This window comes from Parafannyhessea sp. LCP19S3_B1, assembly GCF_052121955.1.
GTDB lineage: Bacteria > Actinomycetota > Coriobacteriia > Coriobacteriales > Atopobiaceae > Parafannyhessea.
The window spans coordinates 117,655-139,424 of record NZ_JBQKDH010000002.1 but is presented as its reverse complement, the minus strand read 5'-3'; the positions used below and the strand labels follow the sequence as shown (position 1 = coordinate 139,424).

At 64.8% G+C, this 21,770-nt stretch carries 20 protein-coding genes; all 20 read right to left on the bottom strand.

What is annotated here, in order from left to right; genetic code table 11:
* Positions 1 to 37: 37 nt before the first annotated feature.
* Positions 38 to 1,078: an ABC transporter ATP-binding protein gene (locus ACTQWE_RS01475; protein WP_441855987.1), complete on the bottom strand. Its 1,041-nt coding sequence runs from the start codon at positions 1,076 to 1,078 to the stop codon at positions 38 to 40.
* Positions 1,078 to 2,184, bottom strand: coding sequence for an ABC transporter ATP-binding protein (locus tag ACTQWE_RS01470; RefSeq protein ID WP_441855989.1), 1,107 nt, complete (start codon positions 2,182 to 2,184; stop codon positions 1,078 to 1,080). Before ACTQWE_RS01470 ends, ACTQWE_RS01475 begins: the two co-directional genes overlap by 1 nt.
* A 3-nt stretch (positions 2,185 to 2,187) precedes the next feature.
* The gene (locus tag ACTQWE_RS01465) at positions 2,188 to 3,093 is read right to left on the bottom strand and encodes an ABC transporter permease (RefSeq protein ID WP_328804359.1); all 906 of its coding nucleotides are present in this window, start codon (positions 3,091 to 3,093) and stop codon (positions 2,188 to 2,190) included.
* Positions 3,094 to 3,138: 45 nt separating this feature from the next.
* On the bottom strand, positions 3,139 to 4,176 hold the full coding sequence (locus ACTQWE_RS01460; RefSeq protein WP_170104440.1) for an ABC transporter permease: 1,038 nt from the start codon (positions 4,174 to 4,176) through the stop codon (positions 3,139 to 3,141).
* A 246-nt stretch (positions 4,177 to 4,422) separates the two neighbouring features.
* Positions 4,423 to 6,051, bottom strand: coding sequence for a peptide ABC transporter substrate-binding protein (locus tag ACTQWE_RS01455; protein WP_441855991.1), 1,629 nt, complete (start codon positions 6,049 to 6,051; stop codon positions 4,423 to 4,425).
* Positions 6,052 to 6,539: 488 nt separating this feature from the next.
* A complete protein-coding gene (gene secG, locus ACTQWE_RS01450; RefSeq protein WP_441855992.1) occupies positions 6,540 to 6,791 on the bottom strand; it encodes a preprotein translocase subunit SecG in 252 nt (83 codons plus the stop codon).
* A 142-nt stretch (positions 6,792 to 6,933) separates the two neighbouring features.
* A complete protein-coding gene (tpiA, locus tag ACTQWE_RS01445) occupies positions 6,934 to 7,698 on the bottom strand; it encodes a triose-phosphate isomerase (RefSeq protein ID WP_441855994.1) in 765 nt (254 codons plus the stop codon).
* Entirely contained in the window at positions 7,691 to 8,890 is a 1,200-nt protein-coding gene (locus ACTQWE_RS01440; protein WP_170104436.1) for a phosphoglycerate kinase, read from the bottom strand. The genes tpiA and ACTQWE_RS01440 overlap by 8 nt, the downstream gene beginning before the upstream one ends.
* Positions 8,891 to 8,998: 108 nt before the next feature.
* Entirely contained in the window at positions 8,999 to 10,024 is a 1,026-nt protein-coding gene (gene gap, locus ACTQWE_RS01435; RefSeq protein ID WP_090862606.1) for a type I glyceraldehyde-3-phosphate dehydrogenase, read from the bottom strand.
* Between the two features lie 240 nt (positions 10,025 to 10,264).
* Positions 10,265 to 11,209, bottom strand: coding sequence for a DNA-binding protein WhiA (gene whiA, locus ACTQWE_RS01430; RefSeq protein ID WP_170104435.1), 945 nt, complete (start codon positions 11,207 to 11,209; stop codon positions 10,265 to 10,267).
* Positions 11,210 to 11,234: 25 nt separating this feature from the next.
* Entirely contained in the window at positions 11,235 to 12,149 is a 915-nt protein-coding gene (gene rapZ / locus ACTQWE_RS01425; RefSeq protein WP_441921211.1) for an RNase adapter RapZ, read from the bottom strand.
* A gap of 141 nt (positions 12,150 to 12,290) precedes the next feature.
* Positions 12,291 to 14,342 carry an excinuclease ABC subunit UvrC gene (uvrC, locus tag ACTQWE_RS01420; protein ID WP_441856135.1) on the bottom strand — a complete coding sequence of 684 codons (2,052 nt, stop codon included), beginning with the start codon at positions 14,340 to 14,342 and terminating at the stop codon, positions 12,291 to 12,293.
* Positions 14,343 to 14,381: 39 nt separating this feature from the next.
* Positions 14,382 to 15,626, bottom strand: a complete 1,245-nt coding sequence (locus tag ACTQWE_RS01415) for a carboxylate--amine ligase (RefSeq protein ID WP_441855995.1) — start codon at positions 15,624 to 15,626, stop codon at positions 14,382 to 14,384.
* A gap of 12 nt (positions 15,627 to 15,638) precedes the next feature.
* Positions 15,639 to 17,432 (bottom strand): murein biosynthesis integral membrane protein MurJ, encoded by a 1,794-nt coding sequence (gene murJ, locus ACTQWE_RS01410; protein ID WP_441855997.1) that lies wholly within the window; start codon positions 17,430 to 17,432, stop codon positions 15,639 to 15,641.
* Positions 17,433 to 17,439: 7 nt separating this feature from the next.
* On the bottom strand, positions 17,440 to 17,853 hold the full coding sequence (gene hisI, locus ACTQWE_RS01405) for a phosphoribosyl-AMP cyclohydrolase (RefSeq protein ID WP_441855998.1): 414 nt from the start codon (positions 17,851 to 17,853) through the stop codon (positions 17,440 to 17,442).
* 9 nt (positions 17,854 to 17,862) lie between these two features.
* Positions 17,863 to 18,864: a lipid II:glycine glycyltransferase FemX gene (locus tag ACTQWE_RS01400; protein WP_441856000.1), complete on the bottom strand. Its 1,002-nt coding sequence runs from the start codon at positions 18,862 to 18,864 to the stop codon at positions 17,863 to 17,865.
* A 127-nt stretch (positions 18,865 to 18,991) separates the two neighbouring features.
* Complete coding sequence (gene hisF, locus ACTQWE_RS01395; RefSeq protein ID WP_441856002.1) at positions 18,992 to 19,762, bottom strand: imidazole glycerol phosphate synthase subunit HisF; 771 nt, start codon at positions 19,760 to 19,762, stop codon at positions 18,992 to 18,994.
* A gap of 14 nt (positions 19,763 to 19,776) precedes the next feature.
* A complete protein-coding gene (locus tag ACTQWE_RS01390) occupies positions 19,777 to 20,520 on the bottom strand; it encodes a HisA/HisF-related TIM barrel protein (RefSeq protein ID WP_441856003.1) in 744 nt (247 codons plus the stop codon).
* Positions 20,521 to 20,523: 3 nt separating this feature from the next.
* Positions 20,524 to 21,183 (bottom strand): imidazole glycerol phosphate synthase subunit HisH, encoded by a 660-nt coding sequence (hisH, locus tag ACTQWE_RS01385; protein ID WP_441856005.1) that lies wholly within the window; start codon positions 21,181 to 21,183, stop codon positions 20,524 to 20,526.
* The gene (gene hisB / locus ACTQWE_RS01380) at positions 21,183 to 21,770 is read right to left on the bottom strand and encodes an imidazoleglycerol-phosphate dehydratase HisB (protein ID WP_373577544.1); all 588 of its coding nucleotides are present in this window, start codon (positions 21,768 to 21,770) and stop codon (positions 21,183 to 21,185) included. Before hisB ends, hisH begins: the two co-directional genes overlap by 1 nt.

Here is a 21,770-nt window from a genome sequence, read left to right as displayed (position 1 = left end):
CTCCCCGCACGCGACCGCCGCACGTGACGCGACTGCCCTACTCCGTGCCCAGGTCGACCGCGGAGCCCTTGATGGGGTGCGGCTCCGCGAAGTGGCACGCGCAGAAGTGTCCGCTCGCGACCTCGCGCAGCTTCGGAACTTCCTTGGAGCACACGTCCTTCGCGATCGGGCAGCGGGTGTGGAACGGACAGCCCGAAGGTGGGTCGATCGGCGAGGGGGGATCGCCCTTCAGGATGATGCGCTTGCGGCTGTGCTGGACGTCCGGGTCCGGGATGGGCACCGCGGAGAGCAGCGACTGCGAGTACGGGTGGTACGGCTCGTCGTAGAGCGACTTCCAGTCCGAGTACTCCATGAGGTGGCCGAGGTACATGACGGCCACGCGGTCGCTGATGTGCTGCACGACGGAGAGGTCGTGCGCGATGAAGAGGTACGCCGTCCCGAACTGCTTCTGCAGGTCGGAAAGGAGGTTCAGCACCTGGGCCTGGATGGAGACGTCGAGCGCGGAGACGGGCTCGTCGCAGATGATGAGCTTGGGACGCAGGGCGAACGCGCGGGCGATGCCAACGCGCTGGCGCTGACCGCCCGAGAACTCGTGCGGGTAGCGGTTGATGTGCTCCGGGTTCAGCCCGACGATGTCCAAAAGGCTCCGCACGTAGTCCATGCGCTCCTTCGCGTTGGGCATCACGTTGTGGATGACAAGCGGCTCCGAGACGATCTCGCCGATGGTCATGCGCGGGTTGAGCGAGGCGTAGGGGTCCTGGAAGATGTACTGCATGTTGCGGCGCATCTCCTTGAGCTCCCTCTTCTTCATCTTCGCGACGTCCTTGCCGTCGAAGATGACCCTGCCGGAGGTGGGGTTGTTCAGACGCATGATGGTGCGGCCGGTCGTGGACTTGCCGCAGCCGGACTCGCCGACGAGGCCGAAGGTCTCGCCCGGGTAGATGTCGAACGAGATGTCCTCGACGGCGTGCACCCTCTTCGCGCCGGCACGGCGTCCGAAGACGCCGGACTCGACCGGGAACTCCTTCGTGAGGTGCTCGACGCGCAGCAGAGGCTCGCTGCTCTTCTCGTCTGCCATTACGCCTCGCCTCCCTTCGATGCCCTCGCAGCCACGGAGCGGGAGGTCTCGGGCGCGTTGGCCTTGACGAACTCGGGGTCGTTGGCGAAGTGGCACTTGGTGTAGTGGCCCGTGCTCGTGTAGAAGGGCTCGGGCTTCTTCTGGTGGCAGATGTCCTTTGCGTAGGGGCACCTGGGCGAGAAGGGACAGCCCTTCGGGGCGTTCACGAGCGAGGGCGGGTTGCCCTTGATCGGCGTGAGGGGCTGCTTCTTGTCCTCGATCTGCTTGGGGATCGAGCGGATGAGGCCCCAGGTGTACGGGTGCATGGAGCCGTAGAAGATCTCCTCGGCGGTGCCGAACTCCACTGGGGAGCCGGCGTACATGACCATGATCTTGTCGGCCACGTCCGCGACGACGCCGAGGTCATGGGTGATCATGATGATGGCGTTGCCGTTCTTCTCCTGCATCTGCTGCATCAGCTCGATGATCTGCGCCTGGATCGTGACGTCGAGGGCCGTGGTCGGCTCGTCGGCGATCAGGATGTCGGGGTCGCACGCGAGCGCCATGGCGATCATGACGCGCTGTCGCATGCCGCCGGAGAACTCGTGCGGGTAGTCCTTCACGCGCTGCTCCGCGTTGGGGATGCCGACCATGGAGAGGAGCTCGATGGAGCGCTTCATGGCCTGGTCCTTGCTGTAGCCGAGGTGCAGGCGCATGCCCTCGCTCAGCTGGCGGCCGATGGTGTAGACCGGGTTCAGCGACGTCATCGGGTCCTGGAAGATCATGGCGATGTCGTTGCCGCGGATGTGCTGCATCTCGGCCTCGGACATCTTGAGCAGCGACTTGCCGCGGTAGCGGACGTCGCCGCCCTCGATCCTTCCCGGCGGCATGTCGATGAGGCCCATGATGGTGAGCGAGGTAACCGACTTGCCCGAGCCGGACTCGCCGACGACGCCGAGGGTCTCGCCGCGGTCGAGGGTGTAGGACACGCCGTCGACTGCCTTGACGACGCCGTCCTGCGTATGGAAGTACATCTTGAGGTCGTCGACCTCGAGGAGGTGCGAGCCCTCCGGAACGGGCTGGCTCTTGAGCTCCACCCAGTTGTCCTGCTTCTTCTTTCGTGCCATGTCTTATGCGTCCTTCATCTTGACATCGAGTGCGTCGCGCAGGCCGTCACCAAGGAGCGTGAAGGCGAGCACCGTAGTGAGGATGGCGAGGCCCGGCATGATCATGAGCCACGGCTCAGTGCTCAGGTAGGTCTGGCCAGACTGGATGAGGCTTCCCCAGGAGGGATCGGGCGGAACGACGCCCATGCCCAGGTAGGAAAGAGCCGACTCGGTGAGGATGGCGCCGCCGATGTTCATGGTCGCGTAGACGACGATCGACGCGACGGAGTTCGGGAAGATGTGGCGCGCGATGATGCGGAGGTCCGACGCGCCCATGGAGCGCGCGGCGTCGACGTAGTCGTTCTCCTTGACGGTGAGGATCGCGGAGCGGAACACGCGGGCAATGGACGGCCAGCCGAGGATGCCGATGGCGATGAACACGTTCTGGATGCCGGGGCCGATGACGGCGAGCATCGCGATGACGAACAGCGTGTACGGGAACGCGAGGAAGATGTCTGCGAGACGCATGATGATCGTGTCCCAGATGCCGCCGTAGTAGGCCGCGATGGCGCCCATCACGAGGCCGATGGCCGTCGAGATCGCCGTCGCGAGCACGCCGACCGCGAGCGAGATGCGCGCGCCGTAGATGACGCGAGAGAGCACGTCTCGCCCGAGCTGGTCCGTGCCGAACGGGTGCCTGGCACTCATGGGCATGCGCACGTCGAACAGCTGGGCGTTCGGCTTGCCGAGCGTCTGCGGCACCCAAAGGTCCGCGCTCAGCGCGAGGATGACCATGAAGATGATCCACACGACCGCGATGATGGCGAGCTTGTTTCTGCGGAGGCGCTTCCACGCGTCACCCCACAGGGTCCTGGTGGGGGCGGACGCATCCCCCTCGTTCTGGCCGGAGGCCTCAGCCTGCGCCTCCACGACCTTCTCGTCCTTCTTGTTGTCCTTTGCCACTTCGCTCACCCCCTACTCGTTCTTCCCGGCGCCGTACCTGATTCGAGGATCAAGGAACGCGTACGAGATGTCGACGATGAGGTTGATGACCATGACGACCACGACGATGACCGTCACGGATCCCATGACGATGGGCCAGTCGCGCTGCGTGATGGCACGGTAGGTCTCGAAGCCGACGCCAGGCCAGTTGAAGACCGTCTCGGTGAGGATGGCGCCCGCCATCATGCCGCCGAAGTCGATGCCGATGTAGGTGACGACGGGGATGAGTGCGTTCTTGAGCGCGTGGTGCCAGATGACGTCCCTGCGGGAGAGGCCCTTTGCGCGGGCGGTCCTGATGTAGTCCTGGTTCATGACCTCGAGCAGCTGCGAGCGCATGATGCGCGCGGTATACGCCGTGGAGACGGCCGCGAGCGTGATGGCGGGGAGGATATAGTACACCCAGTCATCGAACTCGGCCGCGGGGCCGCCCGCACCGGAGATCGGCAGGTAGAACCCTCCGCCCGTCGAGTCCTTCAGGAAGATTCCGAAGAACAGCTGCAACAGCATGCCGAGCCAGAACGCGGGCATCGCCACCATGATCGACGTTACGAGCGTCACGAGGATGTCCCAGAACGAGTATCTCTTCAGTGCGGAGACCATGCCCGCGCCAATGCCCACGACGGTCTCTATGATGATGGCCACTATCGAGAGCCTGATGGTGTACGGGTACTTCGCCGCAAGGATGGAGGCGACCGACTGTCCCTTGCGCTGGTACGACGTGCCGAGGTCTCCGTGGAGAAGACCGTTGACGTACAGGCCGTAGCGCTTCCACAGCGGCGTGGGCACCGTGTTGCCCTTGCTGTCGCGGATTGGCTTGCCGTTGGCGTCGGTCTCGACGAGGTGGTACGTGACGCGAAGGTTGAGCTCGGTCTGGGGATCGAGCTTCTTCTCACCCGCCATGAGCTTGACCGGATCGCCTGGCACGATGTTCTCCAACGCAAAGAGAATGAGCGTCACACCCAGGAACACGGGTATGAACTGGAGAACTCGTTTGAGAATGTATTTTCCCATACTAGGAATCCCCTTGTTTTGTCCAACAGATGCGCATTGAATCCCTCGGCGCAACCCCTTCCGACAAGATTCAAACAATAGTCAGTATAGCCAAGTGACAATTCTTGAAATTCCAATGTGGGCATGCGTTATTCAAATGGCCATATTGCTATAAAACGCGTTTCGAAAAAAGTAGCGTGGGACACCGGGTCTCCGATGCCCCACGCAAAAAGGTCTAAGGAACTACGACATTAGGCCGACGCCCTGCTACGCAAGCTTTGCGTTCGCGAAGTCCGCCTTGCCCTGCGGGTCATAGTAGAAGCTCGCAAGCTTGTCGGATGCGACGTGATTGTGCGAGTAGAACATGATGGGGATGACCGGAAGGTCCTTGGCGATCATCTGGTTGATCTCGCGGTACTTCTCCCTACGCTCGTCGTCGTCCGTGACCTGGCGCGCAGCATCAATAGCCTTGTCCACGTCGGTGTTGACGTACTTGGCGTAGTTGTTGTCAGCGGTGCTGTAGAAGTTGGGGTAGATGAAGTTGTCCATGGTGGGATAGTCTGCGATCCAGCCCAGACGACCGACCTGATACTTGCCGCCAGAAAGCGCGGTCAGATAGCTTGCCCACTCCATGGAGGACTGCTTCACCTTGAAGCCGACGGCCTCCAGGTTGTCCTGGATGACGGACATGATGTCCTCGTGGCCACCACCGGAGTTGTAGGAGAGGGTGATCTCCTTGCCGGCGAGGTTGTTCTCGTCGACGATCTTCTTCGCGGCATCCTTGTCGTACTTCGAGAACTCCCAGAGGTCCTTCTCGTTGTCGTCGATGATGGGCGGCACGAAGCTCGTTGCAGGCTTACGGGTGCCCTCGAACAGCTTGTCGATGATCTTCTGACGGTCAATGGCGAGCGACATGGCCTTGCGGACGTTCAGGTCCTTCATGGTCTCGTCGTTCAGGTTGAGCGTCAGGTAGTAGATCGACGTCTCGGCACCGGTGATGACCTGGTGCTTAGGGGTGCAGGTATAGCCGTCCTTGGACTTGCCGTACTTCTTTTGCGTGTCCTTGATGCGGCCGGTCGGAATGGACGTGAAGTCCATGTTGCCCGCCTCGAACTCGTTGAAGGCGGTCTGCGGGTCCTTCTGGATGGAGAAGTAGATCTTCTTCAGCGAAGGCTTCTTGCCATAGTAGTCCTCAAAGCGCTTGACGTTGATGTACTGGCCAGACTCCCACTTGCCGACCATCATGAAGGGGCCGTTGCCGATGGGCTTGGTCAGGAACTTCTTGGGGTCGTCAGTCGCGGCCTTGGGGACCGGGGCAAGAGCGGGGTGGCAGCAGATGTACGGGAAGTCTGCCATCGGGGCGCTCAGCTTCACGACGAGGGTGTTGTCATCGGGGCAGGTGACGCCAGACAGCTCCTTGGCGGTTCCCTTCTGCATCTCGTCGTAGCCGACGACCGGAGCGAGGTGGTAGTTGATCTCGGACGGAGTCGGCATCTTGGGGTCGCAGATGCGCTCCCAGCCGCGCTTGAAGTCCGCCGCGGTGACCTTGTCGCCGTTGTGGAACTTCGCGCCCTTCACCAGGTGGAAGGTGAACTCGGTGGCGTCGTCGTTGACCTCCCAGGACTCGGCGGCCTTCGGAACGACCTCCTCCTTGTCCCAGTCATAGTCGCAAAGCGAGTCGAAGAGGATGTGCTCGACCTGCATGCCCTCGGACTCCTGGGTGTTATAGGGGTCGATAGCGACGGGGTCGTTGATGTAGAACTTCATGCTGCCGTCGTTCGAACCGGACGCACCGGAATCGCTCTTCTTGCCACAGGCTGCGAGCGCAGTGAGTGCGCTTGCGGCCAGGCCGCCCTTCACGAAGGAGCGACGGCCCATCATGAGCTTGTCTGCCATACTATCCTCCTATTTCCGATTCACGACCAGTGGCAACGCCTGGCCGCCCTTGCCGGCGTGGGTCGAAGACCCCTATCCGACTTTTTTGATTTTCGTTCAATATGCATGCCAATGCAAACGATAATATCTGGTCGGTCTTATCATGACGAAGGAAATATTGACCTAATCATGGCCGTACGCTGCTGTTTTACAAATCGAACAGCTGGATTTCAAATGATTAGCGACGGGCAAAGTTTACATGTGTGAAATATTAGAAACGGTAGGAAACAAGTCTCCGATGGTTGAGAAACACATCGTTTACCATGTTCGCGCAAGCCGTTTTCCACGGACGAATCGCTTGTCGCAAGCGCATCGCACGAGAAGGGCTCGCGTGAAAGTGGCATGGCGTACATGAGCATTGCGTTACCTAGACCTTGGCAGCGCAGCCGCATAACTAAAGGGGCGCCCGCACAAGCGGACGCCCCATGCCCTTTGAGATGCTCTGAATCCTAGCCGATAGTCCCGACAGGGAAGGTGAGCGCAAGGATGCAGATGGTGACGCCAAAGACGATGGTGGTGAAGACCGTCAGGCGATCGAGGTTCTTCTCCCAGATGCCCGAGCCGGCGGCAGAGTTGTACATGGACGACGCGATCATGTCCGAGACGCCCGTGCCCTTGCCCGAGTGCATGAGGATGAGGATGATCGTAAGCACGGCAGACACGGCAAGAACGATCAGAAGGAATACATTGAGTGCGCCCACGTGGTTCTCCTTTAGAAAAAGGCTGGCATCGCATGTGCGACGCCAGCCTAACTTGCTTCACACGACAGAAGAGAATAACACAGGCAGTGGGGCTATAACCCCGTGACTTGCTCTTCTCCCCTGCTTCTTCGCAGAGCGAAGGCTACATGGCAGCCTTCACCATAGCGGCGAAGGAATCCGCCTTGAGGGACGCGCCGCCCACGAGGGCACCGTCGACGTCCTCCTTCTCGAGGAAGCCAGCGACGTTGTTGGGCTTCGCAGAGCCGCCGTAGAGGACGCGGATGCCGTCGGCGGTCTCCTTGCCGAAGATGTCGGCGAGGGTCTTGCGGATGGCGCCGCAGACCTCCTGAGCGTCGTCGGCAGTGGCGGTCTTGCCGGTGCCGATGGCCCAGATGGGCTCGTAGGCGACGACGTACTTCGAGGGGTCGGTGATCTCGAGGCCCTCGGTGTCCTTCTTGATCTGGTCGACGACGAACTCGACGTGCTTGCCGGCCTCGCGGACCTCGAGGGGCTCGCCGCAGCAGCTGATGGGAACGATGCCGTGAGCCATCAGGGCCTTGGCCTTCTTGTTGATGTCCTCGTCGGTCTCGCCGAAGTAGCCGCGGCGCTCGGAGTGACCGATGATGCAGTACGTTGCGCCGATGTTCGTCAGCATGTTCGGAGCGGTCTCGCCGGTGTAGGCGCCGGACTCCTCCCAGTAGACGTTCTGGGCGCCGAGCGCGAAGGGGGCGTTCTCCTGCTCGATGACCTCGGCGACGCCCTTGAGGTCGACGGCGGGCGGGCAGACGACGACGTCGACGTCGCCGGTGCCGTCAGCGAGCTCCTTCGCAAGACCCTGCGCGAGGACGACGCCCTCGGTGTAGGTCTCGTTCATCTTCCAGTTGCCTGCGATCATACGGTTACGCATCGAGAAGCGCCTCCACTCCAGGAAGGGCCTTGCCCTCGACGAGCTCCATGGAAGCGCCACCACCGGTGGAGATCCAGCTCATCTTGTCGGCAAGGTCGAACTTGTTGATTGCCGCGACGGAGTCTCCACCACCGATGATGGAGGTGCCGCCATTGCTCTTCACCTCGGCAACTGCCTCGGCGACGGCCTTGGTGCCAACGGCGAACTGGTCCATCTCGAACACGCCCATGGGGCCGTTCCAGAAGACGGTCTTCGCGCCCTTGATGGCCTCGGCGTAGAGCTCGCGGGTCTTGGGGCCGATGTCCATGCCCATGCGGTCGTCGGGAATCTTGTCGGAGTCGACGACCTCGCCCTCGGCATCCTCGCCGAAGTGGTCTGCGACGACGTTGTCGACGGGGAGCAGGATTTTGACGCCCTTCTCCTCTGCCTTCTTCAGCATCTCGCCGGCGCGCTCGACCCAGTCCTCCTCCTTGAGGGAGGTGCCGACCGTGTAGCCCTTGGCCAGGAAGAAGGTGTATGCCATGCCGCCGCCGATGATCAGGGTGTCGGCGGAGTCGATCAGGTGGTCGAGAACGCCGATCTTGCTGGAGACCTTGGAGCCACCGACGATTGCGACGAACGGGCGCTCGGGGTCGGCGAAGATCGAGGTCAGGGTGTCGACCTCCTTCTCGAGCAGGAAGCCCGCAACGGCCGGGATGTAGGCGGCCGGGCCGACGACGGAGCCCTGCGCACGGTGCGCGGTGCCGAAGGCGTCGAGGACGAAGATGTCGCCGTAGGACGCGAGCTTCTTCGCGATCTCCGGGTCGTTCTTCTTCTCGCGCTTGTCGAAGCGGACGTTCTCGAGGACGAGGATGTCGCCGGGCTTGACAGCGGCGACGGCCTTCTCGGCCTTCTCGCCATAGGTGTCGTCCACGAACTTGACGTCGTAGCCGGTGAGCTCGGCCAGCTTCTCGGCGGCAGGCTTCAGGGAGAGCTCGGGCTCGGGACCGTCGCCCTTGGGACGACCGAGGTGGCTCATGAGCACGATGCCTGCGTTGTGCTCCTTGAGGTACTTGATGGTGGGGATGGCCGCCTTAATGCGGGTGTCATCGGTGACGACGCCGTCCTTCAGGGGGACGTTGAAGTCAACGCGCATGATGATGCGCTTGCCGTCGACGTCGACGTCGCGGACGGTCTTCTTGGTAAAGGCCATACTTGCACACTCCTTACGAAATTGGACTGCCTGCAAGACAAAAGGGGCGCGGCCGCGGCCCTTGGACCTGCGACCGCACCCCTTTGATTACCTAGAGCGAGCGCGTCACTAGGCGACGAACTTCTCGAAGTACTTGATGGTGCGGACCATCTGGGAAGTGAAGGAGTTCTCGTTGTCGTACCAAGAGGTGACCTGGACGAGGCTCTGGCCGTTGCCAAGCGGGTTGACCATGGTCTGGGTGGCGTCGAACAGCGAGCCATAGGTCATGCCGACGATGTCGCGAGAGACGATCTGGTCCTCGTTGTAACCGAAGGTCTCGGGGATCTTCTCGGAGTAGGCCTTCATCGCGGCGTTGACGCCCTCGACGGTGACCTCCTTGTCGACGACGGCGTAGAGGTTGGTGAGCGATCCGGTCGGCGTCGGGACGCGCTGGGCGGCACCGATGAGCTTGCCGTTGAGCTCGGGGAGAACCAGGCCGATAGCCTTGGCGGCACCGGTGGTGTTCGGGACGATGTTCTCCGCGCCGGCACGGCTGCGACGGAAGTTGCCCTTGCGCTGCGGGCCGTCAAGAATCATCTGGTCGCCGGTGTAGGCGTGAATGGTCGTCATGATGCCGGAGACGATCGGCGCGAAGTCGTTCAGGCCCTTGGCCATCGGGGCGAGGCAGTTGGTGGTGCAGGAGGCGGCGGAGATGATGTCGTCGTCGGCGGTCAGCGTCTCGTGGTTGACGTTGTAGACGATGGTCTTGAGGTCGTTGCCCGCGGGAGCGGAGATGACAACCTTCTTGGCGCCAGCGTTCAGGTGAGCCTGGGACTTGGCCTTGGAGGTGTAGAAGCCGGTGCACTCGAGGACGACGTCGACGCCGAGCTCGCCCCAAGGCAGGTTGTTGGCGTCAGCCTCCTTGTAAATCTTAATGGTCTTGCCGTCGACGGTAATGGAGTCCTCACCGGCGGTAACCTCGTGGTCGCGAGAGTAGTTGCCCTGCGTAGAGTCATACTTCAGCAGGTATGCGAGCATCTCCGGGGAGGTGAGGTCGTTGATTGCGACGATCTCGGAGCCCTCGTGACCGAACATCTGACGGAAGGCCAGACGACCGATGCGGCCAAAGCCGTTGATTGCAACCTTAACTGCCATGCTTACTCCTTTCGCGAGGCCGCCCGAGGCCCTTCCCCGAGCCGACCAGCAAGAACTTGCACTGCCTTGCATTTTACCCACTTTTGTCCGTAACAAATTCGCAAAGACACTCATCGGCGAAAAATGTCGGTAACAAACTGGGTTGTCCATGTATTTGTGGGCATTTTTTCGGCGAACGGCACCAAAAGCCCAGATGGGCGAGAAGAGCGGGCAACCTCGGCCGGGGCGAATGACTCCTGATTATTGGTCATCCGTACCCTCGGCCTCCTCTACCAGACGTTGCAGACGAAGCACCCGATGATACATGGCCGACTTCGAGGAGACGGGGTTGCACCTCTTGCCGAGTGCGGCGAGCGACACCTCCGGGTTCTCCTTCCTGAGCAGGCAGAACTCCCTCAGCGCGGGCGGAAGCGCCCGCAGCCCTATCAGCCGCTCGGCCCGCGCGATGAGCTCCAGCTGCTCCGCCGCGGCGCCCGTCGAGCGGGCCTGGTTCGCGATCTCGGCGTTCACGCGCCGGTTCACGTCGTTCTTCAGCGACTTCACGCGCCGCACGTTGTTTATCGCCTGCGCGGTGCGCGTGGCGCCCATGGCGCTCAGGAGCGTCTCTATCTCGTCGAAGCTCTTGAGGTAGATGGCGTAGCTCCCCCGGCGCCTGTTCAGGCGCGCCTCGACTCCCAGGTCCGCCATGATGCCCATGAGCTGACGCGCGAACTCCTCGCCCGTCACCGCTATCTCCAGGTGGAAGTCACCGCGCGGGTCCGCTATGAAGCCTCCCGCCATGAACGCGCCACGCACGTACGCCCGCTTGCAGCAGTCGCGCTCCACAAGGCGCGCGGGCACGCCGGAGGTGAGGCCGTGGCCCCGCTCCAGGATTCCCAGCTGCACCAGGTCATCCTCGAGCTCGTCCTGCTCCGGGATCTCTATCAGGTAGTTTCTGGTCTTGTGCAGGTTGGAGTGGCGCACGGTGAGCGGCGTCTCGAGCTCGAACAGCTCGTGCGTGAGCTTGATCATCGTGCGCGCCACGGCGCCGGTCTCCGTCGCGACGCGTATGGAGTAGCGTCCGCTGCCTCGAAACGACAGCGTCCCGCACACGCGGGTTATGGCGGACAGCTGGGCGTACGCGCAGCGGGGGCACTCCCCCTCCACGCGCGACAGCTCGTCCTTGACCTGCGCGGTAAACGACATCTCTTTCCCATCCCCCGTGGCGCGGCTACGGGCGCGGCGCCGCGCCCTTCTCGGCCAGCGCGAGGTCCCTGTGTGACAGCGTGACGTGGTAGCCCTGCCTCTGCAGGTAGTTTGCCGTGGTGTTTGCGATCACGACGCTGCGGTGCTGGCCTCCGGTGCAGCCGATGGCGATGGACAGCTGGGCCTTGCCCTCGGCGATGTAGCCCGGCATCACCACGTCGAGCAGGCCCTCCCATGCGGCGAGGAAGCGCTTCGTGACGTCGTTTCCCAGCACGAACTCGCGCACGGGGTCGTCGTTTCCCGTGAGGGTGCGCATGGTGGGGTCGTAGAACGGGTTCGGCAGGAAGCGCACGTCGATCATGAGGTCCGCCTCCACCGGCATGCCGTGCTTGAAGCCGAACGAGTACACGCTCACGTCCAGCAGCTGCTGGTCCGTCAGCTCCGAGAACGCGCGGCGGATCCTGCCGCGCAGCGTGGCGGGGCGCATGCGCGACGTGTCGATCACCAGGTCGGCGCGGTCGCGCACCACGGAGAGCTGCTCGCGCTCGCGGCCGATGGCGCTCTCCAGCGACTCGCCGGGCAGCGCTATGGGGTGGCGGCGGCGCGTCTCCTTGTAGCGGCGAATGAGCACCTCGTCCGAGCAGTCCAGAAACAGCAGCTTCACGGTGAGCTCGTGCTCCCCCAGCTGGCGCAGCGCGTCGAACATCTCGTCGAACAACCCCTGGCTGCGCAGGTCGCACGTGACCGCCAGGTGCCTGCCGACGCCGGAGTTGATGCCCACGACGTTCGCGATGTCCAATATCAGCCGCGGCGGCAGGTTGTCGATGCAGTAGTACCCCATGTCCTCGAACGCGTGCATCGCCTGCGTGCGGCCCGATCCGGACATGCCGGTGATGACCACGATGTCGGGCACGCGGTCCAGCCGCGCGGCCTGCCTCATGCTCTGCGAGCTATCCGTCACGTTACGACCCCTCCCCGCGCGCCGGCCGGCGCGCCGTCTGCCGGCGAGAAGAACGCGCGGCCATGGCCGCAGGCGCTTCTCGCCCGTATGCGGCGCCTGGGCGGCGCCGCTACCAAGAGCTTACCCCTCGGACTGGACATCGTGCACGGCGGGGCCTTCGCCCGCGTCTCGTGCCGCACCCGCGTCCCGTGCCGCACCCGCATCCTGCACGTTGCTCGCGTCCTGCGTGCGCGCCGCGTCATCCTCCCACGCGCGGAGCGTCCGCCATATGTCGCGCGCGACGGACTCCGGCACGCCCTTCACGGCGGCGATGTCCTCGACCGAGGCCGCGCGCAGGCGCTTCATGGAGCCGAAGTGGCGCATGATGGCGCGGCGGCGCTTGGGACCCACGCCCTCGACCTCGTCCAGGATCGACACGGACTGCGCCTTGGTGCGCAGCTCGCGGTGGAACGTGATCGCGAAGCGGTGGGACTCGTCGCGCACCTGCTTGATTAGGTAGAGCGACGCGGACCCGGACGGCAGCACCACCGGCGTGTCGTCCCACGGGACGAAGACCTCCTCGTCCGACTTCGCGAGACCGCAGACCGGGATGTCGAGCCCCAGCTCCTCAAGCTGCGTCATCGCGGCCGTGAGCTGCGGCTTACCGCCGTCGACCACCAAGAGGTCCGGCGCGGCGGCCGCAAAGCGCGCGTCCGCCATGCGCTCCGGGCTGTAGCGGCGGCCCAGGACCTCCTGCATGCTCACGAAGTCGTTCGCTTCGTCCAGGTCCGCGCGGATCTTGAAGCGACGGTACTGGGACTTGTCCGGCCGGCCGTTCGTGAACACGACCATGGACGCCACCGTGAACGTGCCGTGCAGCGTCGAAATGTCGAAGCACTCTATGCGCATGGGGGGCGCGTCCAGGGCAAGGGCGCTCTCCAGCTGGAGAAGTGCCTGGTTCGTGCGGTCGTCCGCGTATCCCGTCCTCACCATGTACCGGTTGAGGGCGTGATGGGCGTTCTTGGCCGCCATGTCCAGAAGGCGGCTCTTCTCGCCTCGCTGGGGGCGGTGTATGCGGCAGACGCGCCCGCGCTTCTGCGTGAGCCACTCGCCCAGAAGCTCTGCGTCCGGCAGGTCGACGGCGAGGTCCACCTCCGCGGGGATGTCGGACGTCTCGTCGTAGTAGCGCTTCAGGAAGCCGGCCTCGAGCTCCACCTCGTCCACGTCCATCCCCTTGTTCAGGACGAACTCGCTCGTGCGGATGGTGCGTCCCTCCCGCACCACGAACACGCAGGCGCAGCTGATGGTCTCCTCGCGGAAGAACCCTATCAGGTCCAGGCTCACGCTGGAGGGGAACGTCACCTGCTGGCGGTCGTCCAGGCCGTTTATGACCTCCAGGCGGTGCTTCAGGCGGCCGGCGCGCTCGAACTCCAGGTTCGCGGCGGCCTCGCGCATCTGGCCTTCCAGCTCCTCCACGATCTGGCTGCGCCGGCCCGCGAGGAAGTTCTCGACCTGCCGCACGTGCGAGGCGTACTCCACCGTGTCGATGGCGCCGCAGCACACGCCGGGGCCGCGTCCCACGTGGTAGTCGAAGCACGGGCGGCCGCGCTTCGCGAGCACCATGTTTGCCACGGCCACATCGTCCGGATGGCTCTGCAGGTAGCGGCGGCAGCGCTTCCACTCCGCGCACGTGGATATGCAGATGGGTACCGCCTTGCGCAGCGTGTCTATGGTCTCGCGCGCGGCGCGGGCGTCGGTGTACGGGCCAAAGTAGCGCGTGCCCTTGCGGTGGCGCTCGCGCGTGTACTTGATGGCCGGAAACGCGTCCGACTCCGTGATCGCGATGTACGGGTAGCTCTTGTCGTCCTTGAAGTCGACGTTGAAGTACGGGTGGTACTGCTCGATGAGGTTGCGCTCCAGCACGAGCGCCTCGTGCTCCGAGCCCACTACCACGTAGTCAAAGCTGCGCACCACCTGCATCATGAGGGGGATCTTCGCGCGGTCGTCCGTCAGGTTGACGTACTGGAACATGCGGCTGCGCAGGTTCTTGGCCTTGCCGACGTAGATGACCTCGCCCTTGCCGTCCTTCCACAGGTAGCATCCCGGGCTCGTGGGCACCTGGCTCACCTGCTCCGCTATGGAGGGAAGCCCCAGCGCCTCGGGACGCGGGGACGCTCCCCCAAGGTCTGGCATGTGCGGGGCAGGGTCCTTCACAGACATGGGCGCGCCCCGCTAGAACGAGGTGTCCGTGGGCTCGGGATAGTACCTCGCGAACTTGCGGATCTGGTTCTTCTCGGTAAGCTCGACGTCCAGGCGGCGGCGCAGGCCCCAGTCCGCGTCGTAGCGCTGCGGGTCGAACACCTTGCCGGCTGCCACGAGGGAGTTCACCTCGGCAAGCAGCGCCTCGTCGCGCACGTAGCGACGCAGAAGCGATATGGGGACCAGCGTGTACAGGATGGTGTCGGCCACGACGCGCGGCTCTTCTCCCTTCCCGTCCACAAGGTCCAGCACCGCGACCTCCATGGGGTTCACGCCGCCGGCGAGGTTGTAGAACGAGTTGCGGCCGATCCTGGGGTTGCAGTCCAGAAACAGCTCGCGGCCGGTCTTGGGGTCGCGCTTGATGTCGAAGTTCGCAAAGCCGCGGTACCCCGCGTCAGAAAGCATCGCGGCGGCCCTGCGCCACTGCTCGGGGTTCTGGCGCGTGATCATGGCGACGGGGTTGCCCAGCATCGCGGGCGCGTGGTCCTCAAGCAGCACCTGCGCGCCGCCGAGCATGAGCGGGCGCCCGTCGCGGCCGATGTAGATGGTGAGCGAGTCCATGTACGTGTCGTCGCCGCCAATGAGCTCCTGCACCAGGAAGTCGCCCGCGAAGCCTGCGGCGCGGAGCTCCGCCCACAGCGCGTCGAGCTGCGACTGCTCCGTCATGTAGTAGACCTTCTTGAAGCCCTGCACGATGAGGTGGTAGTAGTCGGCCGAAACCGCCGGCTTCGCCACCACGGGGAAGCCTATCCGCGTGGGCGCGATGGGCTCCGTCCCCGCCAGGTGCACGACGTCCATGGCCGGCACGTCCAACCCGTGCTCGCGGCAGAGCCGCGAGAACGTGGCCTTGTCGCACACGGCCTCGAACGCGTCGCGCGGCGGGCACAGGCACGTCACGTTTTCGGGAAGCCGGGGCGCGATGTCCTCCAGCAGCTCGATGAGCTGGTCGGTGTTGCCCACCAGGAGCACGCGCCTGCCGGCGTTTTCCTGCGCGATGGAGCTCACCGCGGGCACCACGTCCTTTGGCGTGAGGCTCGCCACGGTGCGCGGCTCCACGATGCGCGAGTGCTCGATCGCGCCGATGAATCCGGTGTTGAGCGCGATGGCGCACACGCCAAACGCCTGGTGGAACTCGCGGCAGAGCGCGTAAGCGCCGATGTCGCCGCCGATGACGACGGGAACGATGTCGTTGCGGGTTGCCTTTACGCCAGTCTGCATAGGATCCTCCAGCTACTTACGCTTGCGCCCAAAGCGCGCAAGGATGGTGTTGACGGCGGCGGCCTCCGGCGCCTTCAGCGCGACGGCGAGGCCATACGTCACGAGCACGGCGGGCACGCCCGCGACGACGCAATACAGGACGCTGCGCGACATGGAGCCAAGCCACGGGCCCATGACGCGGTTCAGCAGGGCGAGAAGGACCACGGCCACGGCCGAGCCCGCAAGCCCAAAGACGACGGAGCGCACGAACGACGCGAGCATGGAGCGAAGCCCGAGCGGGCCGAGCGTGCGGCGCAGGTTGAGGTAGCACACCACGTCGATCGCGATGAAGAACAGCGTGGACGAGAAGGCCACGCCCGCAAGCCCCAGCACGCCCGTGAACGCGAAGCAGAACGCGATCTGCACCACCGCGGCCACGATGGACGCGATGGTAAGGAAGATCATCTTGCGCAGCGAGGAGCAGATCTTCTGCAGGTACGTGCTGATGCCGTAGAACGGCAGCGCCGTGGCGAGCCATCTGAGGTACAAGATCGTGTCCTTCAGGCCCGCGGAGTCGAACTTGCCGGCCGCGAGGATCGTGATGAGGCCGGGCGCGAACACCACGAGGAACATGGCGAACGGCACCAGCATGAACACGATGCGCTCCGTGCCAAAGCGCACGGCGCTCTTGAACGAGTCCATATCGCCGCCGGCCACGTAGTCGGAAAGCTCCGTGAACAGCGCGATGGTGATGGGGATGGCGAACACGGAGTACGGGAGCATGTACCACAGGCGCGCGTAGTACGCGATGGAGGCGCCGGCCGCCGTTATCTGCAGCGCGGAGGACGTCTGCACGGCAACCGTCGGGAACGACACCACGGTGAGCACGAGCGTGGGCACGCCGATGGAGAGCGTCTCCTTCAGGGCGGGGTCGTGCAGGTCTATGTGGAAGTGCAGGTGAATGTCGTGTCGCCTGATGGATGGCAGCTGCACCAGCACCTGCACGAGCACGCCCAGCGGGTTGCCGATGGCGAGCGCGAGCACGGCGAGCGACTTGTTGGTGGGCACGAGCAGCGCGTAGATCAGAAACGACGCCGTGCACACGATGTTGTTGAAGATGGGCGCCGCGTTGGACCACAGGTAGTCGCGCTCCGCGTTCAGCACGCCGGAAATCAGCGAGTCGAGCGCGTACAGCACGACCTCGACCACGAAGAACCTGAACAGGTACGCGGAGAGGTCCGCGTCGAAGTCGGCATTTGCCGAGAAGGACTGCGTCCAGATGATGAAGCCCGCGAATATCCACGACAACACCGTGACCACGAGCAGGATGACCGTGACGATCGATATGAGGTTCGATGCGTACTCGTCCGCGCCGCGCCTGCCGAGCCGCTTCTTGACGGACATGTACACCGGCAGGAACGCCGTCATGATCATGCCGCCCATGACGAGCTCGTACAGCTGGTTCGGCAGGTTGTTGGCCACGGTGTAGCAGCTCGCGAGCGCCGTGACGCCCAGCGCGTACGCCTGGCCCCACGTGCGGAAGAAGCCCGTTATGCGGCTGATGATCACGAGCACGCTCATGAGCGCGGCGCTGCGCCCGACGGCGGCCTGCGTCGCGGCTTCGTCCTCCGTGGTCGCGGCGGCAGGCTCGTCCGAATCCCCCACGGTCACGACGGAGTCCGCCGCGACCACCGGGTCCGCGGCGGAGATGCGCTCGAGTCGCGTCGTGACGGCGGCGGAGCCCCCACGCATGTGGCGGGCGGGCTCCGCGAGGCCGTCCACGCTCACGTGCGGGTCGCCCTGGCTGGTGCGTAGGTGCTTAGCCATGCGGGACCTACCTATCGGACTCTGCCGCGTCCCTTGCGGGGGCGAGCTCGCGGAAGAAGCAGCTCCTGTGGCCCGTGTGGCAGGCGGGTCCCGGCGAGTCAACCTCGACGAGCAGGGTGTCCGCGTCGCAGTCGACGAGCACCCGCTTCACCTGCTGCACGTTTCCACTGGTCGCACCCTTGTTCCACAGCTCCTGGCGACTGCGCGACCAGAACCACGTCGTCCCGGTCTTCAGCGTGAGGGCAAGCGACTCCTCGCTCATCCACGCGACCATGAGGACCTCGCCCGTGTCGTGCTGCTGCACGACGGCGGGTATGAGGCCGCGCTCGTCGAAGTGCACGGCGACGTCGCCGAGCGGTACGAGCACGCTCTTCTCGCCTGCGTACGTGTGCTGGCAGTTGCCTTCCTGCGATGCGGACATGGAGCCTCCCTAGCCGCGAACCTTGTCGAGTATCTTCTTGCCAGCGAGGAGCGACTTGTAGAACGTGGCCCTGACGGGCAGGTCGCGGTCGGGCGAGACGTGCCTGACCTCCTTGCTGAACTTGGTCTTGAAGGTGTTGAGGGTCATGAGGTCGGGGAACTCCTCCGAGCCTATGCCCATCTGGTCGTAGTCGACGCAGCCCATCTTGCCGAGCGTGCAGCACTCGAAGAAGATGAGGCCGTCCGTCGCGAGCGCGCGCTCCTTGCCAGAGCGGCTGGCGCCGTAGTAGCGCACGGCGTGGCGGCCGGATATGGTGGCCATGGTCCACGTGATGACGCGGCCGTCCACCCTGCCCGCGAAGACGCGGCAGTGCTCGGGACCAAGGCAGCGGATCGTGTTCTCGTAGTCGTCGATCGGGGCGGGGGCGAAGCCGTCGCGCGCGCTGGTCTCGACCATGACGCCGTAGTACTCCGAGAAGGACTTCGCGGCGAGCTCGGTCTCGTCCGCGTAGGTGGCGGGCGTCTCGCGCAGCGCCTTGCGAACGTCGCGCCGTCCGCGGCCCTTCATGCGCGCGAGGATGTCCTCGTCGGACCCCGTGATGTCGATCACGACGGTCGTGTCGTACGGCTTCATGGAGAGCGTGGGGTGGCTCACGTCGAGCTCGTGCTCGATGGCGAGGCGCACGAACACGACCTTGCGGTCGCGCTCGGACACGAATTCGCGCAGGACGACCATGGCCTCGCGCTCCTCGTCCTCCGTCAACTCGCGCGTCCAGACGGGCCCGTGGTGCGAGCGGAGGTAGTGGTAGCCGTGCGTCTCGTAGTCGGTGAAGGCCGCGACGCCCAGCGTTTCTCCCCCGTCGTCCTGTATGGCGACGCAGCCCCAGAACGTGCGGCCCGGGACGGTCTCCTCGTAGCTGGCCCACTCCGGGGTCTGCTCAATGGGAAGCTCGAGGCCAAGGCGGTCTGCCTCGGCTACGAGCTGGTCAAACGTGAGTTCCTTAGCTTGCATGCACTCTCCAGCCGCTTACAGCCCAAACTTATTGCATCAAGCCATTTTAAGATGCGGCAGGCGGCGGGTCGGCAAATGCGCCGTAGCTTCATAAGTGATGCCGTGCGATGCGAGCGGGGCGTCGGGCCTAAAAGTCCAGGCGCACGGGGATGCCCTGGCTTGCCATGTACTCCTTCACCTGACGGATGGTGTAGGTGCCGAAGTGGAACACGCTCGCCGCCAGCACGGCGTCCGCCTCGCCGTCGATGATGCCCTCGGCGAAGTGCTCGAGCTTGCCGACGCCTCCGGACGCGATCACGGGAATGGGCACCGCACGCGCCACGGCGCGCGTGAGGGGGATGTCGAACCCGTCCTTGGTCCCGTCGCGGTCCATGCTCGTGAGGAGGATCTCTCCGGCACCGCGACGCGCAGCCTCCTCCGCCCACGCGACGGCGTCGATTCCCGTGGGCTTGCGGCCCCCGGCGGTGTACACCTCCCATTTGTCGCCCTTGCCCTCGACGTGGCGGGCGTCTACCGCCACGACGACCGCCTGGCTCCCGAACGCGGATGCCGCGGCCGTGATGAGCCCAGGATCCCTCACCGCGGCAGAGTTCACGGAAACCTTGTCCGCACCGGCGGAGATCATCGTCCTCATTCCCGCGACGTCGCGGAAGCCGCCGCCGACCGTGTACGGTATGCGGAGCTGCTCGGCGGCGCGGGACGCAAGCTCGACGGTGGTTGACCTGTCGTCCGACGTAGCCGTGATGTCCAGGAACACGACCTCGTCCGCACCCTCCAGGTCGTAGGTGCTCGCGAGCTCGACCGGGTCCCCCGCGTCGCGCAGGCCCACGAAGTTGACGCCCTTGACGACGCGGCCGTCCTTCACGTCCAGACATGGGATGACGCGCTTGGTAAGCATGTGCGAATCTCCTCTCAGGCTCGACGCCCAGCGGCGGCGAGCGCATCTTCGAGCGTGAAGCTTCCCTCGTACAGTGCGCGACCCGTGATGGCGCCCTCTATCACGCCGGGGCCAAGGGCCGCAAGGGAGCGAATGTCATCCAGCGTGGCGATGCCGCCCGACGCGACGACGGGAAATCCCGCCACCTTGGCGATGTGCCTGTAGGCGTCCGCGTCGACCCCCGTCTGCATGCCGTCTCGCGAGATATCCGTGAAGACGAGGTGCCTGTATCCCAGGTCCGCGAGGTGGGCGACGAGCGTGTCCGCGGCGATTCCCTCCCCGTCGCGCCAACCGTCCACGCGGACCTCGCCGTCGCGAGCCGCGACGTCCGCGACCACGTGCCCGGGGAAAAGGCGCGCCGCCTCCTCCGCGAACCCCGGGTCGCGCACGAGCGCCGTGCCGATGGCTATGCGCTTCGCGCCGGCGTCCACCAGCTTGCGCACGGTGTCCATGTCGCGAACGCCGCCGCCCGTGTCGACGTCTATCACGCCCAGGGAGCAGATCGCCGCGATGGCCCTGTGGTTCTTCTCGACCGCCTCCGCGTCCTCGCGGAACGCCGAGGAGAGGTCCACGACGTGCACCCACCTGGCCCCGCGCGCCGCAAAGTCCCTCGCGACCGCGACCGGGTCGGTCGAGTACACGTCCATCTGCGAGCGGTCGCCGCGCCGCAGGCGGACGACCTGTCCCGCAACGAGGTCTATGGCAGGAAAGAGAATCATGCGCTAGCCCCTGACGATGTCGACGAAGTTCTGCAGGACCTTGAGGCCGGCGCGCGAGGACTTCTCGGGGTGGAACTGGACGCCGAACACGTTGTCCCTCCAGATCGCCGACGCAAAGGAGCGCGTGTAGTGCGTCCGCATGATGACGTCCTTCTCGTCCACGTCGTCCGCGAGCGCGTAGGAATGAGTGAAGTAGAAGTTGGCCCCCTCCGGGACGTCCACCAGAAGCGGACAGACCCGACCGCTCTGGGTGAGGTACGCCTGATCCCATCCCACGTGCGGGACCTTCAGCTTCGCGGACTCGAGGCGCGTGACCGAACCCTCGAGCACCCCGAGGCCCGGAACCCACTCGCCGCCAAAGGACGAGTTCTGTGCATGCTCCGTACCACGCTCGAACAGGAGCTGGAGGCCCAGGCAGATGCCAAGGAACGGGACCCCGTCACCTATCGCCGCGACGACCGCGTCGGCCTGGCCCGTACCCCTCATGTACGCGAGCGCGTCCTCGAAGCTGCCCACGCCCGGCAGGATGATGCCACGAGACCTGCGGATGTCCGACGGGTCGTCGGAGACGTACGCGGACCCACCCGCGGCACCGAGCCCCCTGACGACGCTCTGGAGGTTTCCCTTGTGGTAGTCGACGACGACTATGTCTCCCCTGATCATCACAGGCTCCCCTTCGTAGACGGAACGCCGTGCACCCGCGGGTCGATCTCGACGGCGGCGCGGACGGCTCGCGCGACGGCCTTGAACGCGCACTCGAGGATGTGGTGCGCGTTCTCCCCCGCAATCTCCCTCACGTGGAGGGTGATGCCCGCATCGCGCGCGAACCCCTGGAAGAACTCGTGGCCGAGCTCGGTGTCGAACGTGCCGACCTTCTGCGCGGCTATGGGAACGTCCCAGTACAGCTCGCCGCGGCCGCTCACGTCTATCGCCGCGAGCACCAGCGCCTCGTCCATGGGGACCGTCACGTCCGAGAAGCGCGTGATGCCGCTCTTGTCGCCCAGCGCCTGGGCGAGGGCCTGGCCTAGCACGATGCCCACGTCCTCAACCGTGTGATGGTCGTCGACCCACGTGTCGCCGGTCGCGTGGACCGTGAGGTCGCAGAGCGAGTGTCTCCCGAGGGCGCTCAGCATGTGGTCGAAGAAGCCCACGCCCGTGGAGATGTCGCACGCACCCGTTCCGTCCAGGTCGAGCGTCACCGTTATGTCCGTCTCACCCGTCTTGCGGGTGACGGTGGCCGATCTTGCCAT